The 13,808-nt window shown below is 37.3% G+C and carries 25 protein-coding genes; 2 read left to right on the top strand and 23 right to left on the bottom strand.

The genetic code is table 11. The annotated features are described in order from the left end of the window. Positions 1-8: 8 nt before the first annotated feature. The 22 genes from secY to rpsJ all read right to left on the bottom strand — a co-directional run bounded on the left by secY (position 9) and on the right by rpsJ (position 10,528). Entirely contained in the window at positions 9-1,301 is a 1,293-nt protein-coding gene (gene secY / locus MUA87_RS03640) for a preprotein translocase subunit SecY (protein WP_262551308.1), read from the bottom strand. After that, entirely contained in the window at positions 1,301-1,741 is a 441-nt protein-coding gene (gene rplO / locus MUA87_RS03635; protein WP_002479554.1) for a 50S ribosomal protein L15, read from the bottom strand. The genes secY and rplO overlap by 1 nt, the downstream gene beginning before the upstream one ends. A 27-nt stretch (positions 1,742-1,768) precedes the next feature. Then, the gene (rpmD, locus tag MUA87_RS03630) at positions 1,769-1,954 is read right to left on the bottom strand and encodes a 50S ribosomal protein L30 (protein ID WP_002479555.1); all 186 of its coding nucleotides are present in this window, start codon (positions 1,952-1,954) and stop codon (positions 1,769-1,771) included. Positions 1,955-1,970: 16 nt separating this feature from the next. After that, positions 1,971-2,471, bottom strand: a complete 501-nt coding sequence (rpsE, locus tag MUA87_RS03625) for a 30S ribosomal protein S5 (RefSeq protein WP_002479556.1) — start codon at positions 2,469-2,471, stop codon at positions 1,971-1,973. A gap of 21 nt (positions 2,472-2,492) precedes the next feature. After that, complete coding sequence (gene rplR, locus MUA87_RS03620) at positions 2,493-2,855, bottom strand: 50S ribosomal protein L18 (protein WP_002479557.1); 363 nt, start codon at positions 2,853-2,855, stop codon at positions 2,493-2,495. Between the two features lie 32 nt (positions 2,856-2,887). Next, positions 2,888-3,424, bottom strand: a complete 537-nt coding sequence (gene rplF / locus MUA87_RS03615) for a 50S ribosomal protein L6 (protein ID WP_002479558.1) — start codon at positions 3,422-3,424, stop codon at positions 2,888-2,890. Between the two features lie 25 nt (positions 3,425-3,449). After that, positions 3,450-3,848 (bottom strand): 30S ribosomal protein S8, encoded by a 399-nt coding sequence (rpsH, locus tag MUA87_RS03610; RefSeq protein WP_002479559.1) that lies wholly within the window; start codon positions 3,846-3,848, stop codon positions 3,450-3,452. A 32-nt stretch (positions 3,849-3,880) separates the two neighbouring features. Next, complete coding sequence (locus tag MUA87_RS03605) at positions 3,881-4,066, bottom strand: type Z 30S ribosomal protein S14 (protein WP_002479560.1); 186 nt, start codon at positions 4,064-4,066, stop codon at positions 3,881-3,883. 26 nt (positions 4,067-4,092) lie between these two features. Continuing rightward, complete coding sequence (gene rplE, locus MUA87_RS03600) at positions 4,093-4,632, bottom strand: 50S ribosomal protein L5 (protein WP_262551307.1); 540 nt, start codon at positions 4,630-4,632, stop codon at positions 4,093-4,095. 25 nt (positions 4,633-4,657) lie between these two features. Next, positions 4,658-4,975, bottom strand: a complete 318-nt coding sequence (gene rplX / locus MUA87_RS03595; RefSeq protein WP_002479562.1) for a 50S ribosomal protein L24 — start codon at positions 4,973-4,975, stop codon at positions 4,658-4,660. A gap of 32 nt (positions 4,976-5,007) precedes the next feature. Beyond that, entirely contained in the window at positions 5,008-5,376 is a 369-nt protein-coding gene (rplN, locus tag MUA87_RS03590; RefSeq protein ID WP_002479563.1) for a 50S ribosomal protein L14, read from the bottom strand. A 28-nt stretch (positions 5,377-5,404) separates the two neighbouring features. Further along, entirely contained in the window at positions 5,405-5,668 is a 264-nt protein-coding gene (gene rpsQ / locus MUA87_RS03585) for a 30S ribosomal protein S17 (protein ID WP_001829723.1), read from the bottom strand. A gap of 24 nt (positions 5,669-5,692) precedes the next feature. After that, positions 5,693-5,902, bottom strand: coding sequence for a 50S ribosomal protein L29 (gene rpmC / locus MUA87_RS03580; protein WP_000644737.1), 210 nt, complete (start codon positions 5,900-5,902; stop codon positions 5,693-5,695). Beyond that, entirely contained in the window at positions 5,892-6,326 is a 435-nt protein-coding gene (rplP, locus tag MUA87_RS03575; protein ID WP_002479564.1) for a 50S ribosomal protein L16, read from the bottom strand. The genes rpmC and rplP overlap by 11 nt, the downstream gene beginning before the upstream one ends. Before the next feature lie 2 nt (positions 6,327-6,328). Beyond that, positions 6,329-6,982: a 30S ribosomal protein S3 gene (gene rpsC / locus MUA87_RS03570; protein ID WP_262551306.1), complete on the bottom strand. Its 654-nt coding sequence runs from the start codon at positions 6,980-6,982 to the stop codon at positions 6,329-6,331. Positions 6,983-7,006: 24 nt separating this feature from the next. After that, on the bottom strand, positions 7,007-7,360 hold the full coding sequence (rplV, locus tag MUA87_RS03565; RefSeq protein WP_002479566.1) for a 50S ribosomal protein L22: 354 nt from the start codon (positions 7,358-7,360) through the stop codon (positions 7,007-7,009). Positions 7,361-7,392: 32 nt separating this feature from the next. Next, the gene (gene rpsS, locus MUA87_RS03560) at positions 7,393-7,671 is read right to left on the bottom strand and encodes a 30S ribosomal protein S19 (protein WP_002479567.1); all 279 of its coding nucleotides are present in this window, start codon (positions 7,669-7,671) and stop codon (positions 7,393-7,395) included. A gap of 64 nt (positions 7,672-7,735) precedes the next feature. Then, positions 7,736-8,569, bottom strand: a complete 834-nt coding sequence (gene rplB, locus MUA87_RS03555; protein ID WP_002479568.1) for a 50S ribosomal protein L2 — start codon at positions 8,567-8,569, stop codon at positions 7,736-7,738. A 33-nt stretch (positions 8,570-8,602) separates the two neighbouring features. Beyond that, positions 8,603-8,878, bottom strand: coding sequence for a 50S ribosomal protein L23 (gene rplW / locus MUA87_RS03550; protein WP_002479569.1), 276 nt, complete (start codon positions 8,876-8,878; stop codon positions 8,603-8,605). Beyond that, positions 8,878-9,501, bottom strand: coding sequence for a 50S ribosomal protein L4 (rplD, locus tag MUA87_RS03545; RefSeq protein ID WP_262551305.1), 624 nt, complete (start codon positions 9,499-9,501; stop codon positions 8,878-8,880). Before rplD ends, rplW begins: the two co-directional genes overlap by 1 nt. Positions 9,502-9,529: 28 nt before the next feature. Beyond that, on the bottom strand, positions 9,530-10,192 hold the full coding sequence (rplC, locus tag MUA87_RS03540; protein WP_023014975.1) for a 50S ribosomal protein L3: 663 nt from the start codon (positions 10,190-10,192) through the stop codon (positions 9,530-9,532). 27 nt (positions 10,193-10,219) lie between these two features. Further along, positions 10,220-10,528, bottom strand: coding sequence for a 30S ribosomal protein S10 (gene rpsJ, locus MUA87_RS03535; protein WP_002479572.1), 309 nt, complete (start codon positions 10,526-10,528; stop codon positions 10,220-10,222). Between the two features lie 337 nt (positions 10,529-10,865). Between rpsJ and MUA87_RS03530 the strand changes: the two genes are divergently transcribed. Together MUA87_RS03530 and MUA87_RS03525 are read left to right on the top strand one after the other, a co-directional pair. Continuing rightward, positions 10,866-11,252, top strand: a complete 387-nt coding sequence (locus tag MUA87_RS03530) for a hypothetical protein (RefSeq protein WP_262551304.1) — start codon at positions 10,866-10,868, stop codon at positions 11,250-11,252. A 242-nt stretch (positions 11,253-11,494) separates the two neighbouring features. After that, complete coding sequence (locus MUA87_RS03525) at positions 11,495-12,286, top strand: glucose 1-dehydrogenase (protein ID WP_002479574.1); 792 nt, start codon at positions 11,495-11,497, stop codon at positions 12,284-12,286. Positions 12,287-12,385: 99 nt separating this feature from the next. On the opposite strand, the gene MUA87_RS03520 is transcribed toward MUA87_RS03525, so the two are convergent. Continuing rightward, positions 12,386-13,720 carry an NCS2 family permease gene (locus tag MUA87_RS03520; RefSeq protein WP_002479575.1) on the bottom strand — a complete coding sequence of 445 codons (1,335 nt, stop codon included), beginning with the start codon at positions 13,718-13,720 and terminating at the stop codon, positions 12,386-12,388. Positions 13,721-13,808 lie beyond the last annotated feature (88 nt).

The raw sequence follows: 13,808 nt of genomic DNA, 5'->3' as shown, positions 1-13,808 counted from the left end.
CCTACAAATTATCTACCACCAAAGCCTTTATATTCTTTTTGGTTAACTTGTGCTTCCAAGCTCTTCATAGTTTCGATTGCAACACCGATAACGATCAATAAGCTTGTACCGCCGACTTGAATCGATTGCGGTAAGTTCATAAATTTAGTAGCAAGAATCGGTAAAATAGCGATAACTGCTAAGAAGATAGAACCTACAAAAGTTAAACGATATAAAACTTTGGTAATATACTTTTTAGTTTTTTCACCAGGTCTGATACCCGGTACATAACTGCCTTGTTTCTTAAGGTTGTCAGCCATTTTTTCTGGATTAACTTGAACAAATGCATAGAAATAAGTGAATGCAATGATCAAGATAATATAAATTACCATTCCGATGTTACTTGATGGATTGGCTGTATTGGCAATTTGCTGCGCCCAGTCAGCTTTAGGGAAGAACATTGTTAACGTTCTCGGTAACAAGAAGAATGCCATAGCAAAGATAACCGGGATAACCCCTGCTGAGTTAACTTTCAACGGCAAATACGTTGCATTTCGTCCTAAACGCTGAGCGGATTGTTTTTTCGCATATTGAATAGGTATCTTACGAACAGCTTGTAATACGTACACAGCACCCATTGTTAGTAAAATCAAACCAATAACTAGCCCTGCTACTTGCAACCATGCGATTGTTGTATCACTTTGCCCTACAAAGGCTTGTTGATAGAACTGAATCAGTGATGATGGCAAAGTAGACAAGATACCGGCGAAGATAATAATGGAAATACCATTACCTACACCATATTGTGTTATCTGTTCACCTAACCATAATAAGAAAGCTGTTCCTGCTGTTAATACAATTGCAACCAACAAATAACTCATAGGTGAAGGATCAACAATCAATGCACCTTTAAGATAGTTATTGAATTGGAATGCCATCCCTATTGATTGGATGAATGCCAAAAGTATCGCAAAATAGCGCGTAACGTTGTTTAGTTTCTTACGACCAACGTCACCTTGTTTGGCCCATTCTGTAAACTTAGGAACTATATCCATTTGCAATAACTGCATAACGATTGAAGCAGTGATGTAGGGCATAATACCCATTGCAAAAATGGAAAAGTTCTTCAAGGCTCCCCCACCGAATGTATTCAATAGATCAGTGACACCTTGAGAACCTTGTTGACTTTCAAACGCTGCTGGATTGACTCCAGGCGCTGGTATATAAGTACCTATTTTAAAAATAACTAGCATTGCGAGCGTAAAAAAGATCTTGTTTCGCACTTCTTTTGTTTTAAAGAAGTTTACGAATGTGTCAAACATTAGATCACCTCGTGTGCTCCACCTTTAGCATCAATTGCTTCAGCTGCAGATGCAGAGAATTTATGTGCTTTTACTGTTAATTTTTTCTCTAGAGAACCATTACCTAATACTTTGATACCCGCTTTTGCGTTTTTAACTACGCCTGTTTCGATTAAAAGTTCAGGAGTAACTTCTGTACCTTCTTCAAAACGGTTTAATTGGTCTAAATTCACAACTGCGTATTCTTTACGGTTGATGTTTGTGAAACCGCGTTTAGGGATACGACGGAATAATGGTAATTGACCACCTTCGAAACCTGGTCTTACTTTACCACCTGAACGTGCTTTTTGACCTTTTTGACCACGTCCACTTGTTTTACCATTACCTGTAGCAGCACCACGACCTACGCGGTTGCGTTCTTTACGTGATCCTTCTGCTGGATGTAAATCATGTAATTTCATTACGGCACCTCCTTATATATTATCTAATTATGCGTCTAATTCTTCAACTTTTAGCAAGTGACTTACTTTGTTCACTTGTCCACGGATAGCTGGGTTGTCTTCTACAACTACTGTAGAGTTAGTTTTTTTCAAACCTAATGCTTCAACAGTTTTACGTTGTGTTTCTGGACGACCAATAACACTACGTGTGAGGGTAATTTGTAATTTAGCCATTATTCATTTTCCCTCCTTAATTGTATAATTCTTCTACTGATTTGCCGCGTAATTTCGCAACTTCTTCAGCACTTTTTAGATTTTCTAAACCATTGATTGTAGCACGAACCATGTTAATTGGTGTGTTAGAACCTAATGACTTACTTAAGATATCAGTGATACCTGCTAACTCTAATACGGCACGAACTGGTCCACCGGCGATAACCCCAGTACCAGGTGCTGCTGGTTTCAATAATACACTTCCTGAACCGAAACGGCCAGTGATTGTGTGTGGTGTTGTACCTTCAACACGGTTTACAGATACTAATTCTTTTTTAGCAGCTTCTACCGCTTTTTTGATCGCTTCCGGTACCTCTTGTGCTTTACCTGTACCGAATCCAACACGACCATTTTTGTCTCCAACTACTACTAATGCAGTGAAACGGAAACGACGTCCACCTTTTACAACTTTCGCAACACGGTTAATCGTAACAACGCGTTCTTCAAATTCTTTGTTTTCTTCATCTCTGCGAGCCATTATTTGTCCCTCCTTTTATGATTAAAATTCTAAGCCATTTTCACGTGCTGCATCTGCTAATGCTTTAACACGTCCATGGTATAAGTAACCTCCACGGTCGAAGACGATTGCAGTGATACCTTTATCAACTGCTTTCTTAGCGATTACTTCGCCCACTTTGGCTGATAATTCAACTTTTGAACCAGTTTCATTTTCGAAATCTTTATCTTGAGTTGATGCTTGAGCTAAAGTTACGCCTTTAGTATCATCAATGATTTGTGCATAGATGTGTTTGTTAGAACGATATACGTTTAAACGTGGTTTTTCAGAAGTACCAGTTAAGTTAGTACGTACACGTGCATGTCTTTTTAAGCGTACTTTATTTTTATCAATTTTGCTGATCATGCTTTATTCTCCTTTCTTTAGAGAGTTATTTATTATTTACCAGTTTTACCTTCTTTACGACGAACATATTCGCCTTGGTAACGGATACCTTTACCTTTATAAGGTTCTGGTGGTCTTACGGCACGGATTTTAGATGCTGTAGCACCAACTAATTCTTTAGAAATACCTTCAACTTTAACTGTTGTGTTTTTCTCAACTGTGAATGTGATACCATCTTCTGGTTTGAATTCAACTGGGTGAGAGTAACCAACGTTAAGTACTAAGTTGCTACCTTGCAATTGTGCACGGTAACCAACACCGATAAGTTCTAAAGTTTTTTCGAAACCTTTAGCTACACCTTGTACCATATTGTTAATTAACGCACGAGTTGTTCCATGAACTGTTCTGTCTTTTTGAGAATCAGATGGACGTACAACTTCTAATGTGTTGTCTTCTAATTTGTAAGTCATGCTAGGATCCATAGTACGTGATAATTCACCTTTAGGACCTTTTACTGTAACTGTATTACCTTTGATGTCTACTGTAACATCGCTAGGAATTTCAATAATTTTCTTACCTACACGGCTCATTTACGGGCACCTCCTTAATTATTTATTACCAAACGTATGCTAATACTTCTCCGCCTACGTTACGTTTTCTTGCTTCTCTGTCAGTTACGATACCTTCAGATGTTGAAACTAATGCGATACCTAAACCGTTTAATACTTTAGGTACTTCGTCAGCTTTAGCATAGACACGTAAACCTGGTTTAGAAATACGTTTTAAGCCTGTGATAACGCGTTCGTTGTTTTGACCATATTTAAGGAATAAACGTAAAACACCTTGTTTATCATCTTCTACGAACTCAACGTTTTTAATGAAACCTTCGTTTTTAAGGATTTCAGCAATTTGTTTTTTAATATTTGACGCAGGCAACTCGATTTTTTCATGACGCACCATGTTTGCGTTTCTTACACGAGTTAGCATATCTGCGATTGGATCTGACATTGTCATAGATTGTTGCCTCCTTTCAAGACTCTCTTTAATTACCAGCTAGCTTTACGAACGCCAGGGATTTGGCCTTTATAAGCTAATTCACGGAAACAGATACGGCATAATTTAAATTTGCGGTATACAGAATGTGGGCGTCCACAGCGTTCACAACGAGTGTATTCGCGCACTGGGAATTTTTGCTTTTTAGCTTGTTTTACAACCATTGATTTTTTAGCCACTTAATTAGCCTCCTTTATATTAGAGCTTACTTTTGAAATGGCATACCGAATTGAGTTAACAATGCACGGGCTTCTTCGTCAGTTTTAGCAGTTGTAACAATAACGATATCCATTCCTCTTACTTTACTTACTTTATCATAATCGATTTCTGGGAAAATTAATTGTTCTTTGATACCTAATGTGTAGTTACCACGACCGTCGAATGCTTTTTTAGAAACACCGTGGAAGTCACGTACACGTGGTAATGATACTGAGATTAATTTATCAAGGAATTCATACATTCTTTCTCCGCGAAGAGTAACTTTTGCTCCGATTGGCATACCTTCACGTAAACGGAATGTTGCTACTGATTTTTTAGCTTTTGTGATTAATGGTTTTTGACCTGTAATTAATGTTAACTCTTCAACAGCATTGTCTAATACTTTAGAGTTTTGAACAGCGTCACCTACACCCATGTTCACAACGATTTTATCGATTTTAGGTACTTCCATTACTGAACTATAGTTGAATTCTTTCATTAAGTTCTCAGTAACTTCTGTATTGAATTTTTCTTTTAAACGGCTCAAAGTGGATCCTCCTTTCAACTAGTTATTAATTATTAGATTTGATTTCTTCGCCTGATTTTTTAGCGATACGAACTTTTTTACCATCAACAAATTTGTAACCTACACGAGTTGGTTCATTTGTTTTTGGGTCCAATAATTGTACGTTAGAAACATGAATAGCTGCTTCAGTTTCTAAGATTCCACCTTCTGGATTAAATTGAGTCGGTTTTTGGTGCTTTTTAATGATGTTCACACCTTCCACAACGACACGGTCTTTTTTAGGTTCTGTTGCTTGTACAACACCTGTTTTACCTTTATCTTTACCTGAGATAACGATTACGTTGTCACCTTTTTTGATATGCATGTGGGCACCTCCTTAGATTTTATTTATTAAAATTATAGTACTTCTGGTGCTAATGAAATAATTTTCATGTAGTTGCTGTCACGTAATTCACGAGCTACTGGTCCGAAGATACGAGTACCGCGTGGACTCTTGTCGTCACGAATAACTACACATGCATTTTCATCAAATTTGATGTAAGAACCGTCTTTACGACGTACTCCTGATTTAGTACGTACTACAACAGCTTTAACAACTTCACCTTTTTTAACAACGCCTCCTGGTGTAGCATTTTTAACAGTACACACAATTACGTCGCCGATGTTCGCTGTTTTACGACCAGATCCGCCTAATACTTTGATTGTTAGAACTTCACGAGCACCTGAGTTGTCAGCTACTTTCAAGCGTGTTTCTTGTTGGATCATGAATTAAACCTCCCTTATCTTTAAATGATTAAATAATAACTGATTCTTCAACAATTTCTACTAAACGAAAACGTTTTGTTGCTGATAAAGGACGAGTTTCTTGAATCTTAACGATGTCTCCTAATTTAGCTGAATTGTTTTCATCATGAGTTTTATATTTTTTAGAATATTTTACTCGTTTACCATATAATTTATGAGTTTTGTAAGTCTCTACAAGTACAGTTACAGTTTTATCCATTTTGTCTGATACGACTCTACCTACATAAACTTTACGATCATTTCTTTCGCTCACTTTTGTAACCTCCTCTTTCAATTATTATTGATTAGCCTTACTTTGTTCAATTTCTCTTTCACGAGCAACAGTTTTTAGACGTGCAATCGTTTTTCTTACTGTACGAATACGTGCAGTTTCCTCTAATTGTCCTGTAGCTAACTGAAAGCGTAGGTTAAAAAGTTCTTCTTTTGAAGATTTGATTTGCTCTTCGATTTCTGAAGTGGTTAAGTCTCTAATTTCCTTAGCTTTCATTTGATTCACCACCCAATTCTTCACGTTTTACAAACTTAGATTTAACTGGAAGTTTGTGACTTGCTAAACGTAATGCTTCGCGTGCAACTTCTTCTGACACGCCTGCAACTTCAAATAAGATTCTACCTGGTTTAACTACTGCGATCCAGCCTTCTACTGCACCTTTACCAGCACCCATACGTACTTCTAAAGGTTTTTTAGTATATGGTGTATGAGGGAAGATTTTAATCCAAACTTTCCCGCCACGTTTCATATAACGAGTCATCGCAATACGAGCAGATTCGATTTGACGAGATGTGATCCAAGAAGTTGTAGTAGCTTGTAATCCATACTCACCAAATGTTACAAAGTTACCGCCTTTAGAACGTCCTTTTGTGTTTGGACGATGTTGACGACGATATTTAACGCGTTTTGGTAGCAACATTATTATTTTCCTCCTTCACTATTGTTCTTAGTAGGAAGAACTTCTCCACGATAGATCCATACTTTAACTCCAAGTTTACCGTATGTTGTATCAGCTTCAGCATGTGCGTAGTCAATGTCAGCACGTAATGTGTGAAGTGGAACAGTTCCTTCTGAATATTGTTCAGCACGAGCGATGTCAGCTCCGCCTAAACGACCTGAAACTTGAGTTTTAACACCTAAAGCTCCTAGTTTCATAGCTCTTTGAATAGCTTGTTTTTGTACACGACGGAATGATGCACGGTTTTCTAATTGACGAGCGATGTTCTCAGCAACTAAACGAGCATCTAAATCAACATTTTTGATTTCGATCACGTTAATGTGTACACGTTTGTTAGTTAAGTTATTTAATTTGTTACGAAGTTTTTCAATTTCTGAACCGCCTTTACCAATTACCATACCTGGTTTACCAGTGTGGATTGCAATATTGATACGGTTAGCAGCACGTTCGATTTCTACGTGAGAAACTGATGCTTCTTTTAATTCGTTATCGATGAACTTACGGATTTTTAAATCTTCATGTAATAAAGTAGCGAAATCTTTTTCAGCATACCATTTAGCGTCCCAATCACGGATAACACCAACACGAAGTCCGATTGGATTAATTTTTTGACCCACAGTATTCCCTCCTTAGATAGTTTATTAAGCTTCTTTAGCTTCTTCTTTGCCGTCACTTACGACAATTGTAATGTGGCTTGTACGTTTGTTAATTGCACTTGCGCGTCCTTGAGCACGTGGACGGAAACGTTTTAAAGTTGGTCCTTCGTTAGCATATGCTTCTTTAACAACTAATTCATCTGTATTCATGTCATAGTTGTGCTCTGCATTAGCTAAAGCGGACATTAATAATTTTTCAACAACTGGTGATGATGCTTTGTTAGTTAATTTTAAAATAGCAACAGCTTCACCAACGTTTTTGCCTCTGATTAAGTCTAAAACTAATCTGACTTTACGAGGTGCGATTCTGATAGTTCTAGCAACCGCTTTTGCTTCCATTTGGTCTTCCTCCTCTACTTAATAGAAAGTATTTATCTTCTTGTTTTTTTGTCGTCTGCAGCATGTCCTTTGAATGTACGAGTTGGAGCAAATTCACCTAATTTGTGACCAACCATATCTTCAGTTACATAAACAGGTACATGTTTACGTCCATCGTATACTGCAAAAGTAATACCGATGAAGTTAGGGAAAATAGTTGAACGACGTGACCAAGTTTTAATCACAGTTTTTTTCTGATTACCTTCTTGCGCTTCCACTTTTTTCATCAAGTGGTCATCGACGAAAGGTCCTTTTTTAATACTACGAGCCATTATGGCGCCTCCCTTCTTATTATGTGCGTGCAGCGATTACGCCGCACACCCAAATAAGTTGTTATTATTTTCTTTTACGTCTACGTACGATAAGTTTATCTGATGATTTTTTACCGCGACGAGTTTTCTTACCAAGAGTTGGTTTACCCCATGGTGACATTGGTGATGGCATACCGATTGGAGCACGACCTTCACCACCACCGTGTGGGTGATCGTTAGGGTTCATTACAGAACCACGAACTGTTGGACGGATACCTTTCCAACGAGAACGTCCGGCTTTACCAACGTTAACAAGTTCATGTTGTAAGTTACCAACTTGACCTACTGTTGCACGGCAAGTTGAAAGGATCATACGAACCTCACCTGAGCGAAGTCTTACTAATACGTATTTACCTTCTTTACCAAGTACTTGAGCACTTGCACCTGCTGAACGAGCGATTTGTCCGCCACGGCCAGGTTTTAATTCGATATTGTGAACTACAGTACCTACTGGAATGTTAGCTAATGGTAAAGCGTTACCTACTTTAATGTCAGCTTCTTCACCATTTTCTACTGTTTGTCCTACAACCAAACCTTTTGGAGCGATGATGTAACGTTTTTCACCATCTGCATATACTAACAATGCAATGTTAGCTGAACGGTTTGGATCGTATTGGATAGAATCAACTTTTGCTGGGATTCCATCTTTGTTACGTTTGAAATCAATAACGCGGTATTGACGTTTGTGTCCGCCACCATGATGGCGTACTGTCATTTTACCTTGGTTGTTGCGTCCCGCTTTTTTCGGTAGCGGTTGTAATAATGACTTTTCTGGAGTCGTTTTTGTGATTTCAGCGAAATCCAATGAAGTCATATTACGACGACCATTTGTAATCGGCTTATAATGTTTAAGAGCCATTGTCGCTTACCTCCTTATTGGTAATTTTATTTTTTAGTTGAATAGATCGATTGATCCTTCTTTAAGTGTAACGATCGCTTTGCGTCTTCTGTTTGTATAGCCTTGGTAACGGCCCATACGTTTTTTCTTAGCTTTGTAGTTGACGATATTTACTTTGTCTACTTTAACATCGAAAATTTCTTCAACTGCAATTTTAACTTGTGTTTTATTCGCACGTGTATCTACATCAAAAGTGTATTTGTCTTCAGCCATTGCTTCTGAAGATTTTTCTGTGATTACGGGGCGCTTAAGAACGTCTCTTGCTTCCATTATCCGAGCACCTCCTCAACTTTTTTAGCAGCTGCTTCTGTAATTAATACACTGTCAGCGCTAGTGATGTCTAATACGTTTAAACCAGTTACAGTAGTGATTTGAACACTAGGAATGTTACGTGCTGATAATTCAACATTTACATCTTCTGATTCAGTAACTACTAAAACTTTTTTAGGTAATTCTAAGTTTGATAATACTTTAGTGAATTCTTTAGTTTTTGGTGCTTCTAAACCGAAAGCATCAATAATTTTGAATTCATTTTCTTGTACTTTGAAAGATAATGCAGAACGTAATGCTAAACGACGCATTTTCTTAGGCATTTTGTATGCATAGCTTCTTGGAGTCGGTCCGAATACGATACCGCCACCACGCCATTGTGGAGCACGGATAGTACCTTGACGCGCACGTCCTGTACCTTTTTGTCTCCATGGTTTACGTCCACCGCCGCGTACTGCTGAACGGTTTTTAACCGAATGCGTACCTTGGCGTAATGAAGCACGTTGTAAGTTAATTGCTTCGAAAAGAACATCTTTGTTTGGTTCAATTGCGAATACAGCATCGCTTAATTCAACTGAACCTGCTTTTGATCCGTCTACTTTTAATACATCATAATTTGCCATTATGCATTTTCCTCCTTTCGTTAATTAATTATTTGTTACCTTTTTTAATTGAAGTTTTGATTTCTACTAATCCTTTTTTAGGACCAGGCACATTACCTTTAACTAAGATAACGTTGTTTTCTGTATCGATTTGTACAACTTCTAAGTTTTGTACTGTCACTGTGTTGCCACCCATACGACCTGGCATTTTGTGACCTTTAAATACTTTAGATGCGTCAGATGCCATACCTACAGAACCTGGCGCTCTGTGGAAATGAGAACCGTGAGACATTGGTCCACGACCGTGGCCATGACGTTTGATATTACCTTGGAAACCTTTACCTTTAGATACTCCAGTTACGTCAATGATGTCCCCAGCTTCAAATGTATCAACTGAGACTTCTTGACCTACTTCGTATTCATCAACATTGATGTTTCTGAATTCACGAATGAAGCGCTTAGGAGCTGTGTCAGCTTTTTTAGCGTGACCTTCAGCTGGTTTATTAGCATATTTATTTGACTTGCTGTCTTTTTTGTATGCTTGTTTGTCTTCAAAACCTACTTGGATAGCGTTGTAACCGTCTACCTCTTCAGTTTTCTTTTGTAATACTACGTTTTGTCCTGCTTCTACTACAGTTACTGGGATTAAGTCTCCGTTTTCACCGAATACTTGTGTCATCCCGATTTTTCTTCCTAAGATTCCTTTGGTCATCGAAAGTCCACCTCCTATGATTTTCTATTATAATTTAATTTCGATGTCTACACCTGATGGTAAGTTTAAGCCCATAAGAGCATCAACAGTTTTTGGTGTAGGGTTAACAATGTCGATTAAACGTTTATGAGTACGTTGTTCGAATTGCTCACGAGAATCTTTGTACTTATGCACCGCACGGATGATAGTGTAAATTGATTTTTCAGTTGGTAATGGAATTGGTCCAGAAACTTCTGCACCAGAACGTTTTGCTGTTTCAACAATTTTCTCAGCTGATTGATCAATTACTCTGTGATCATAAGCTTTTAATCTGATTCTGATTTTTTGTTTTGCCATAATTTTCCCTCCTTATATCGTCTACATTTAGTGATAGACTTCTCCACGAAAACTATCTCACACAACGCCATGGCAAAGCGGCCGGGTGTGTCAGTAACCTTTCGCTTCATCGCGTATTCAAAGTCCAACATTAGATATGTTACACGAATCAGCGCTTAGTTGCAACCATTTCATGTAACTTTTTTTATGTTAGACTTTTTCTCTAACACATACCAATATATTTTACTGCAAATGATTGCACACTTCAACCCGTATAAAGATTTTTTTCTCTAAGTCTTCATATTTTTTCAATCGACTCACATCCTATATAATAGTAAATGAATGGTGGTGATTAAAAGTGAAACATAGTACAAGAATCGCATTAATCATTATAAGCATTATCTTGCTGCTCTCTGAACTTTTATATGGTATTCCTTTCTTAGGAGGTTCTATCATCGTTTCATTTGGTTGGCAGCCATTAATCATTAATGCTTTCTTCTATTTATTACTCGTTATCGCATTATTAGCTGACAGCCAAAATACAATTCGTCCTATGGTCATTATTCCTTTATTAGGAATCGCTGGTTCGTTTATCGCAATTGTTCCTTTTGTCGGAATGATTGTACATTGGATTTTATTCTTCTTAATGTTGTTCTTCTTGTTTATTGTCATGAGCACTCCTATTTATATGCCAAATCGAAATGCGAGAGCTGTTTATGATGAACATGGACGTCGAATTAAATAAGTTATAGATAAATACCGGCAGATCTGTCGGTATCTTTTTATATTTACAAGTAATTTTATGAGTTTCTTCCTATTGTAATGAAAACGCTTCTATTTATATTTATTTTAGAAGTTAAAGGTGTTTGGATTATTAATTTTTAGAAGCGGGTATATTGATAGAGTTCATAATAACGATGAAACATATTGCTTTTTAACTATATTGAATAGAAATAAAGCATGATATAGATAAAAGGAGATAGAGATATGTATCAAGATTTAGAAAATAAAGTAGTTATTGTCACAGGTAGTGGCAGCGGAATTGGTAAAGCTTACGCTGAAGCGTTTGGTAAAGCAAAAGCGAAAGTTGTTTTAAATTACCGTTCTTCTAAACACGAACCTGAGTTAGAAAAACTCAAAAAAGAAATCGAAGATCACGGTGGACAAGCTTTACCAGTCCAAGGTGATGTTACAAACGAAGAAGATATCATCAACCTTGTAGAACAAGCCATCAAACATTTTGGCACTTTAGACATTATGATTAATAACGCTGGATTTGAAAATCCTGTTGCTTCTCATGAAATGTCTGTTGAAGAGTTCCAAAAAGCACTTGATGTTAACTTAACAGGTGCATTCATCGGTTCAAGAGAAGCTGTTAAATACTTCCTTAAAGAAGATAAAAAAGGAGTAATCATTAATACAGCGAGTGTGCATGACATCATTCCATGGCCTTACTATGTAAATTATTCAGCAAGTAAGGCCGGCCTAAAAAGTATGATGGAAACAATGTCTATGGAATATGCACAATACGGTATCCGCATTAATAACATTTCACCAGGTGCAGTCGTTACAGAGCATACGAAAGAGAAATTCTCTGATCCTGAAACACGTGAAGAAACTCTTAAAATGATTCCTGCAAGAGAAATTGGCGAAACAGAGCAAGTGGCTAACGTTGCTTTATTCTTAGCATCTGATGCAGCAAGTTATATTCACGGCACAACAATTTATGTTGATGGCGGTATGACGAATTACCCTGCGTTCATGGGTGGTAAAGGTTAATATTATCTCTTGCAGTAAGACACTTGCGAATTGTGCAAGTGTCTTTTTTGATATTAAAAAAACAAGCCCATATCTCATGAGCTTGCTTAATCGTTTGTTTTAACCGTGTACGAATACGAAGTATAAAATGAATAATACCATTAATACATACATAATTGGATGTACTTCTTTATGACGTTTCGTCACTAACATTGTAATTGGATAGAAGATGAAACCACATGCGATACCTGTCGCAATTGAATAAGATAGTGGCATCATAATAATTGTAATGAACGCTGGAACAGCCAATTCAAATTTCTTCCAATCAATTTGTGATAAGTTTCCTGCCATTAATACCCCTACTACGATTAATGCTGGAGCTGTGACTGCACTCGTAACAACAGCCATTAATGGACTGAAGAATAATGCTAATAGGAAACAGACACCTGTTACAATACTCGCAAAACCAGTTCTTGCACCTACAGCAACACCCGATGTTGATTCAATGTATGAAGTCGTTGTTGTTGTACCGAAAATAGAACCTACGATTGTAGCGATAGAATCTGAGAATAAAGCACGACCTGCACGAGGTAATTTATTATCTTTCATCATACCTGCTTGTGAAGCCACTGCCACTAATGTTCCTGCTGTATCAAAGAAATCAATGAACAAGAACGTTAAAATAACAATTAAAAATTGTACTGTAAATAATTGACCTGGGTCTTTAAATGCTTCAAATGCTGCACCGAATGTTGGCGCAATACTTGGAATCTTTCCTACTACTGCATGTGGCATTTGAATTAAACCAGTTAATAATCCGCCGGCTGACGTTAAAATCATACCGATAAAGATAGCACCCGGTACTTTTTTAGCATAAAGTACAACCGTTACGATGATACCAAATACTGCTAATAATACTTTACCGTCTGTAATATGGCCTAAAGTTACAAGCGTAGAATCATTATTCACAATAATACCTGCACCTTGTAAACCAACAAAGGTAATAAACAAACCGATACCCGCTGTTACAGCCATTTTCATCTCATACGGTATGGCGTTAATAATGGTCTCCCGGAGTCCCGTTACGGTTAATATCGCAAAGAAGATACCTGAACATAACACACCTGTTAAACCGATTTGCCATGGAATCCCCATTGTTAACACAACAGTAAATGCGAAGAATGCATTCAGTCCCATACCTGGTGCTAATGCGATTGGATATCTAGCAATGAGTCCCATAAATAATGAACCCACAAATGCAGCTAAGGCTGTCGCAACAAATACTGCGCCCTGATCCATCTTCATATCATCTGGGATACCTTTTACACCTGCTAAACTTAAAATCTGCGGGTTAACAGCTAATATGTAAGCCATAGATAAGAAAGTTGTTAAACCGCCTAAAATCTCACGACGATAATTCGTTTGATACTTATCAAATTGGAAATATTTTTTCACTTTAAAGTCTCCTTAAATGAAATACCTTAATATTCTAATCCCTATTCAAAGAAAATACAATGAAGATTTAAGAAAAAACCAAACAATT

Source organism: Staphylococcus simulans, assembly GCF_025561465.1.
Taxonomy (GTDB): domain Bacteria; phylum Bacillota; class Bacilli; order Staphylococcales; family Staphylococcaceae; genus Staphylococcus; species Staphylococcus simulans.
This window is presented reverse-complemented; position numbering and strand designations above follow the sequence as displayed.

Coding starts and splice junctions, on each gene's coding strand:
- rpsE (WP_002479556.1), bottom strand. CDS start 2,471: ATGGCTCGCAGAGATGAAGAAAACAAAGAATTTGAAGAACGCGTTGTT.
- rplW (WP_002479569.1), bottom strand. CDS start 8,878: ATGGAAGCAAGAGACGTTCTTAAGCGCCCCGTAATCACAGAAAAATCT.
- MUA87_RS03525 (WP_002479574.1), top strand. CDS start 11,495: ATGTATCAAGATTTAGAAAATAAAGTAGTTATTGTCACAGGTAGTGGC.
- rplP (WP_002479564.1), bottom strand. CDS start 6,326: ATGTTGCTACCAAAACGCGTTAAATATCGTCGTCAACATCGTCCAAAC.
- rplD (WP_262551305.1), bottom strand. CDS start 9,501: ATGGCAAATTATGATGTATTAAAAGTAGACGGATCAAAAGCAGGTTCA.
- rpmC (WP_000644737.1), bottom strand. CDS start 5,902: ATGAAAGCTAAGGAAATTAGAGACTTAACCACTTCAGAAATCGAAGAG.
- rpsS (WP_002479567.1), bottom strand. CDS start 7,671: ATGGCTCGTAGTATTAAAAAAGGACCTTTCGTCGATGACCACTTGATG.
- rpmD (WP_002479555.1), bottom strand. CDS start 1,954: ATGGCTAAATTACAAATTACCCTCACACGTAGTGTTATTGGTCGTCCA.
- rpsH (WP_002479559.1), bottom strand. CDS start 3,848: ATGACAATGTCAGATCCAATCGCAGATATGCTAACTCGTGTAAGAAAC.
- rplX (WP_002479562.1), bottom strand. CDS start 4,975: ATGCATATCAAAAAAGGTGACAACGTAATCGTTATCTCAGGTAAAGAT.
- rpsJ (WP_002479572.1), bottom strand. CDS start 10,528: ATGGCAAAACAAAAAATCAGAATCAGATTAAAAGCTTATGATCACAGA.
- rplR (WP_002479557.1), bottom strand. CDS start 2,855: ATGATCAGCAAAATTGATAAAAATAAAGTACGCTTAAAAAGACATGCA.
- rplO (WP_002479554.1), bottom strand. CDS start 1,741: ATGAAATTACATGATTTACATCCAGCAGAAGGATCACGTAAAGAACGC.
- rplV (WP_002479566.1), bottom strand. CDS start 7,360: ATGGAAGCAAAAGCGGTTGCTAGAACTATCAGAATCGCACCTCGTAAA.
- rplB (WP_002479568.1), bottom strand. CDS start 8,569: ATGGCTCTTAAACATTATAAGCCGATTACAAATGGTCGTCGTAATATG.
- rplN (WP_002479563.1), bottom strand. CDS start 5,376: ATGATCCAACAAGAAACACGCTTGAAAGTAGCTGACAACTCAGGTGCT.
- secY (WP_262551308.1), bottom strand. CDS start 1,301: ATGTTTGACACATTCGTAAACTTCTTTAAAACAAAAGAAGTGCGAAAC.
- rplF (WP_002479558.1), bottom strand. CDS start 3,424: ATGAGCCGTGTAGGTAAGAAAATTATTGAAATTCCTAGCGATGTTACA.
- rplC (WP_023014975.1), bottom strand. CDS start 10,192: ATGACCAAAGGAATCTTAGGAAGAAAAATCGGGATGACACAAGTATTC.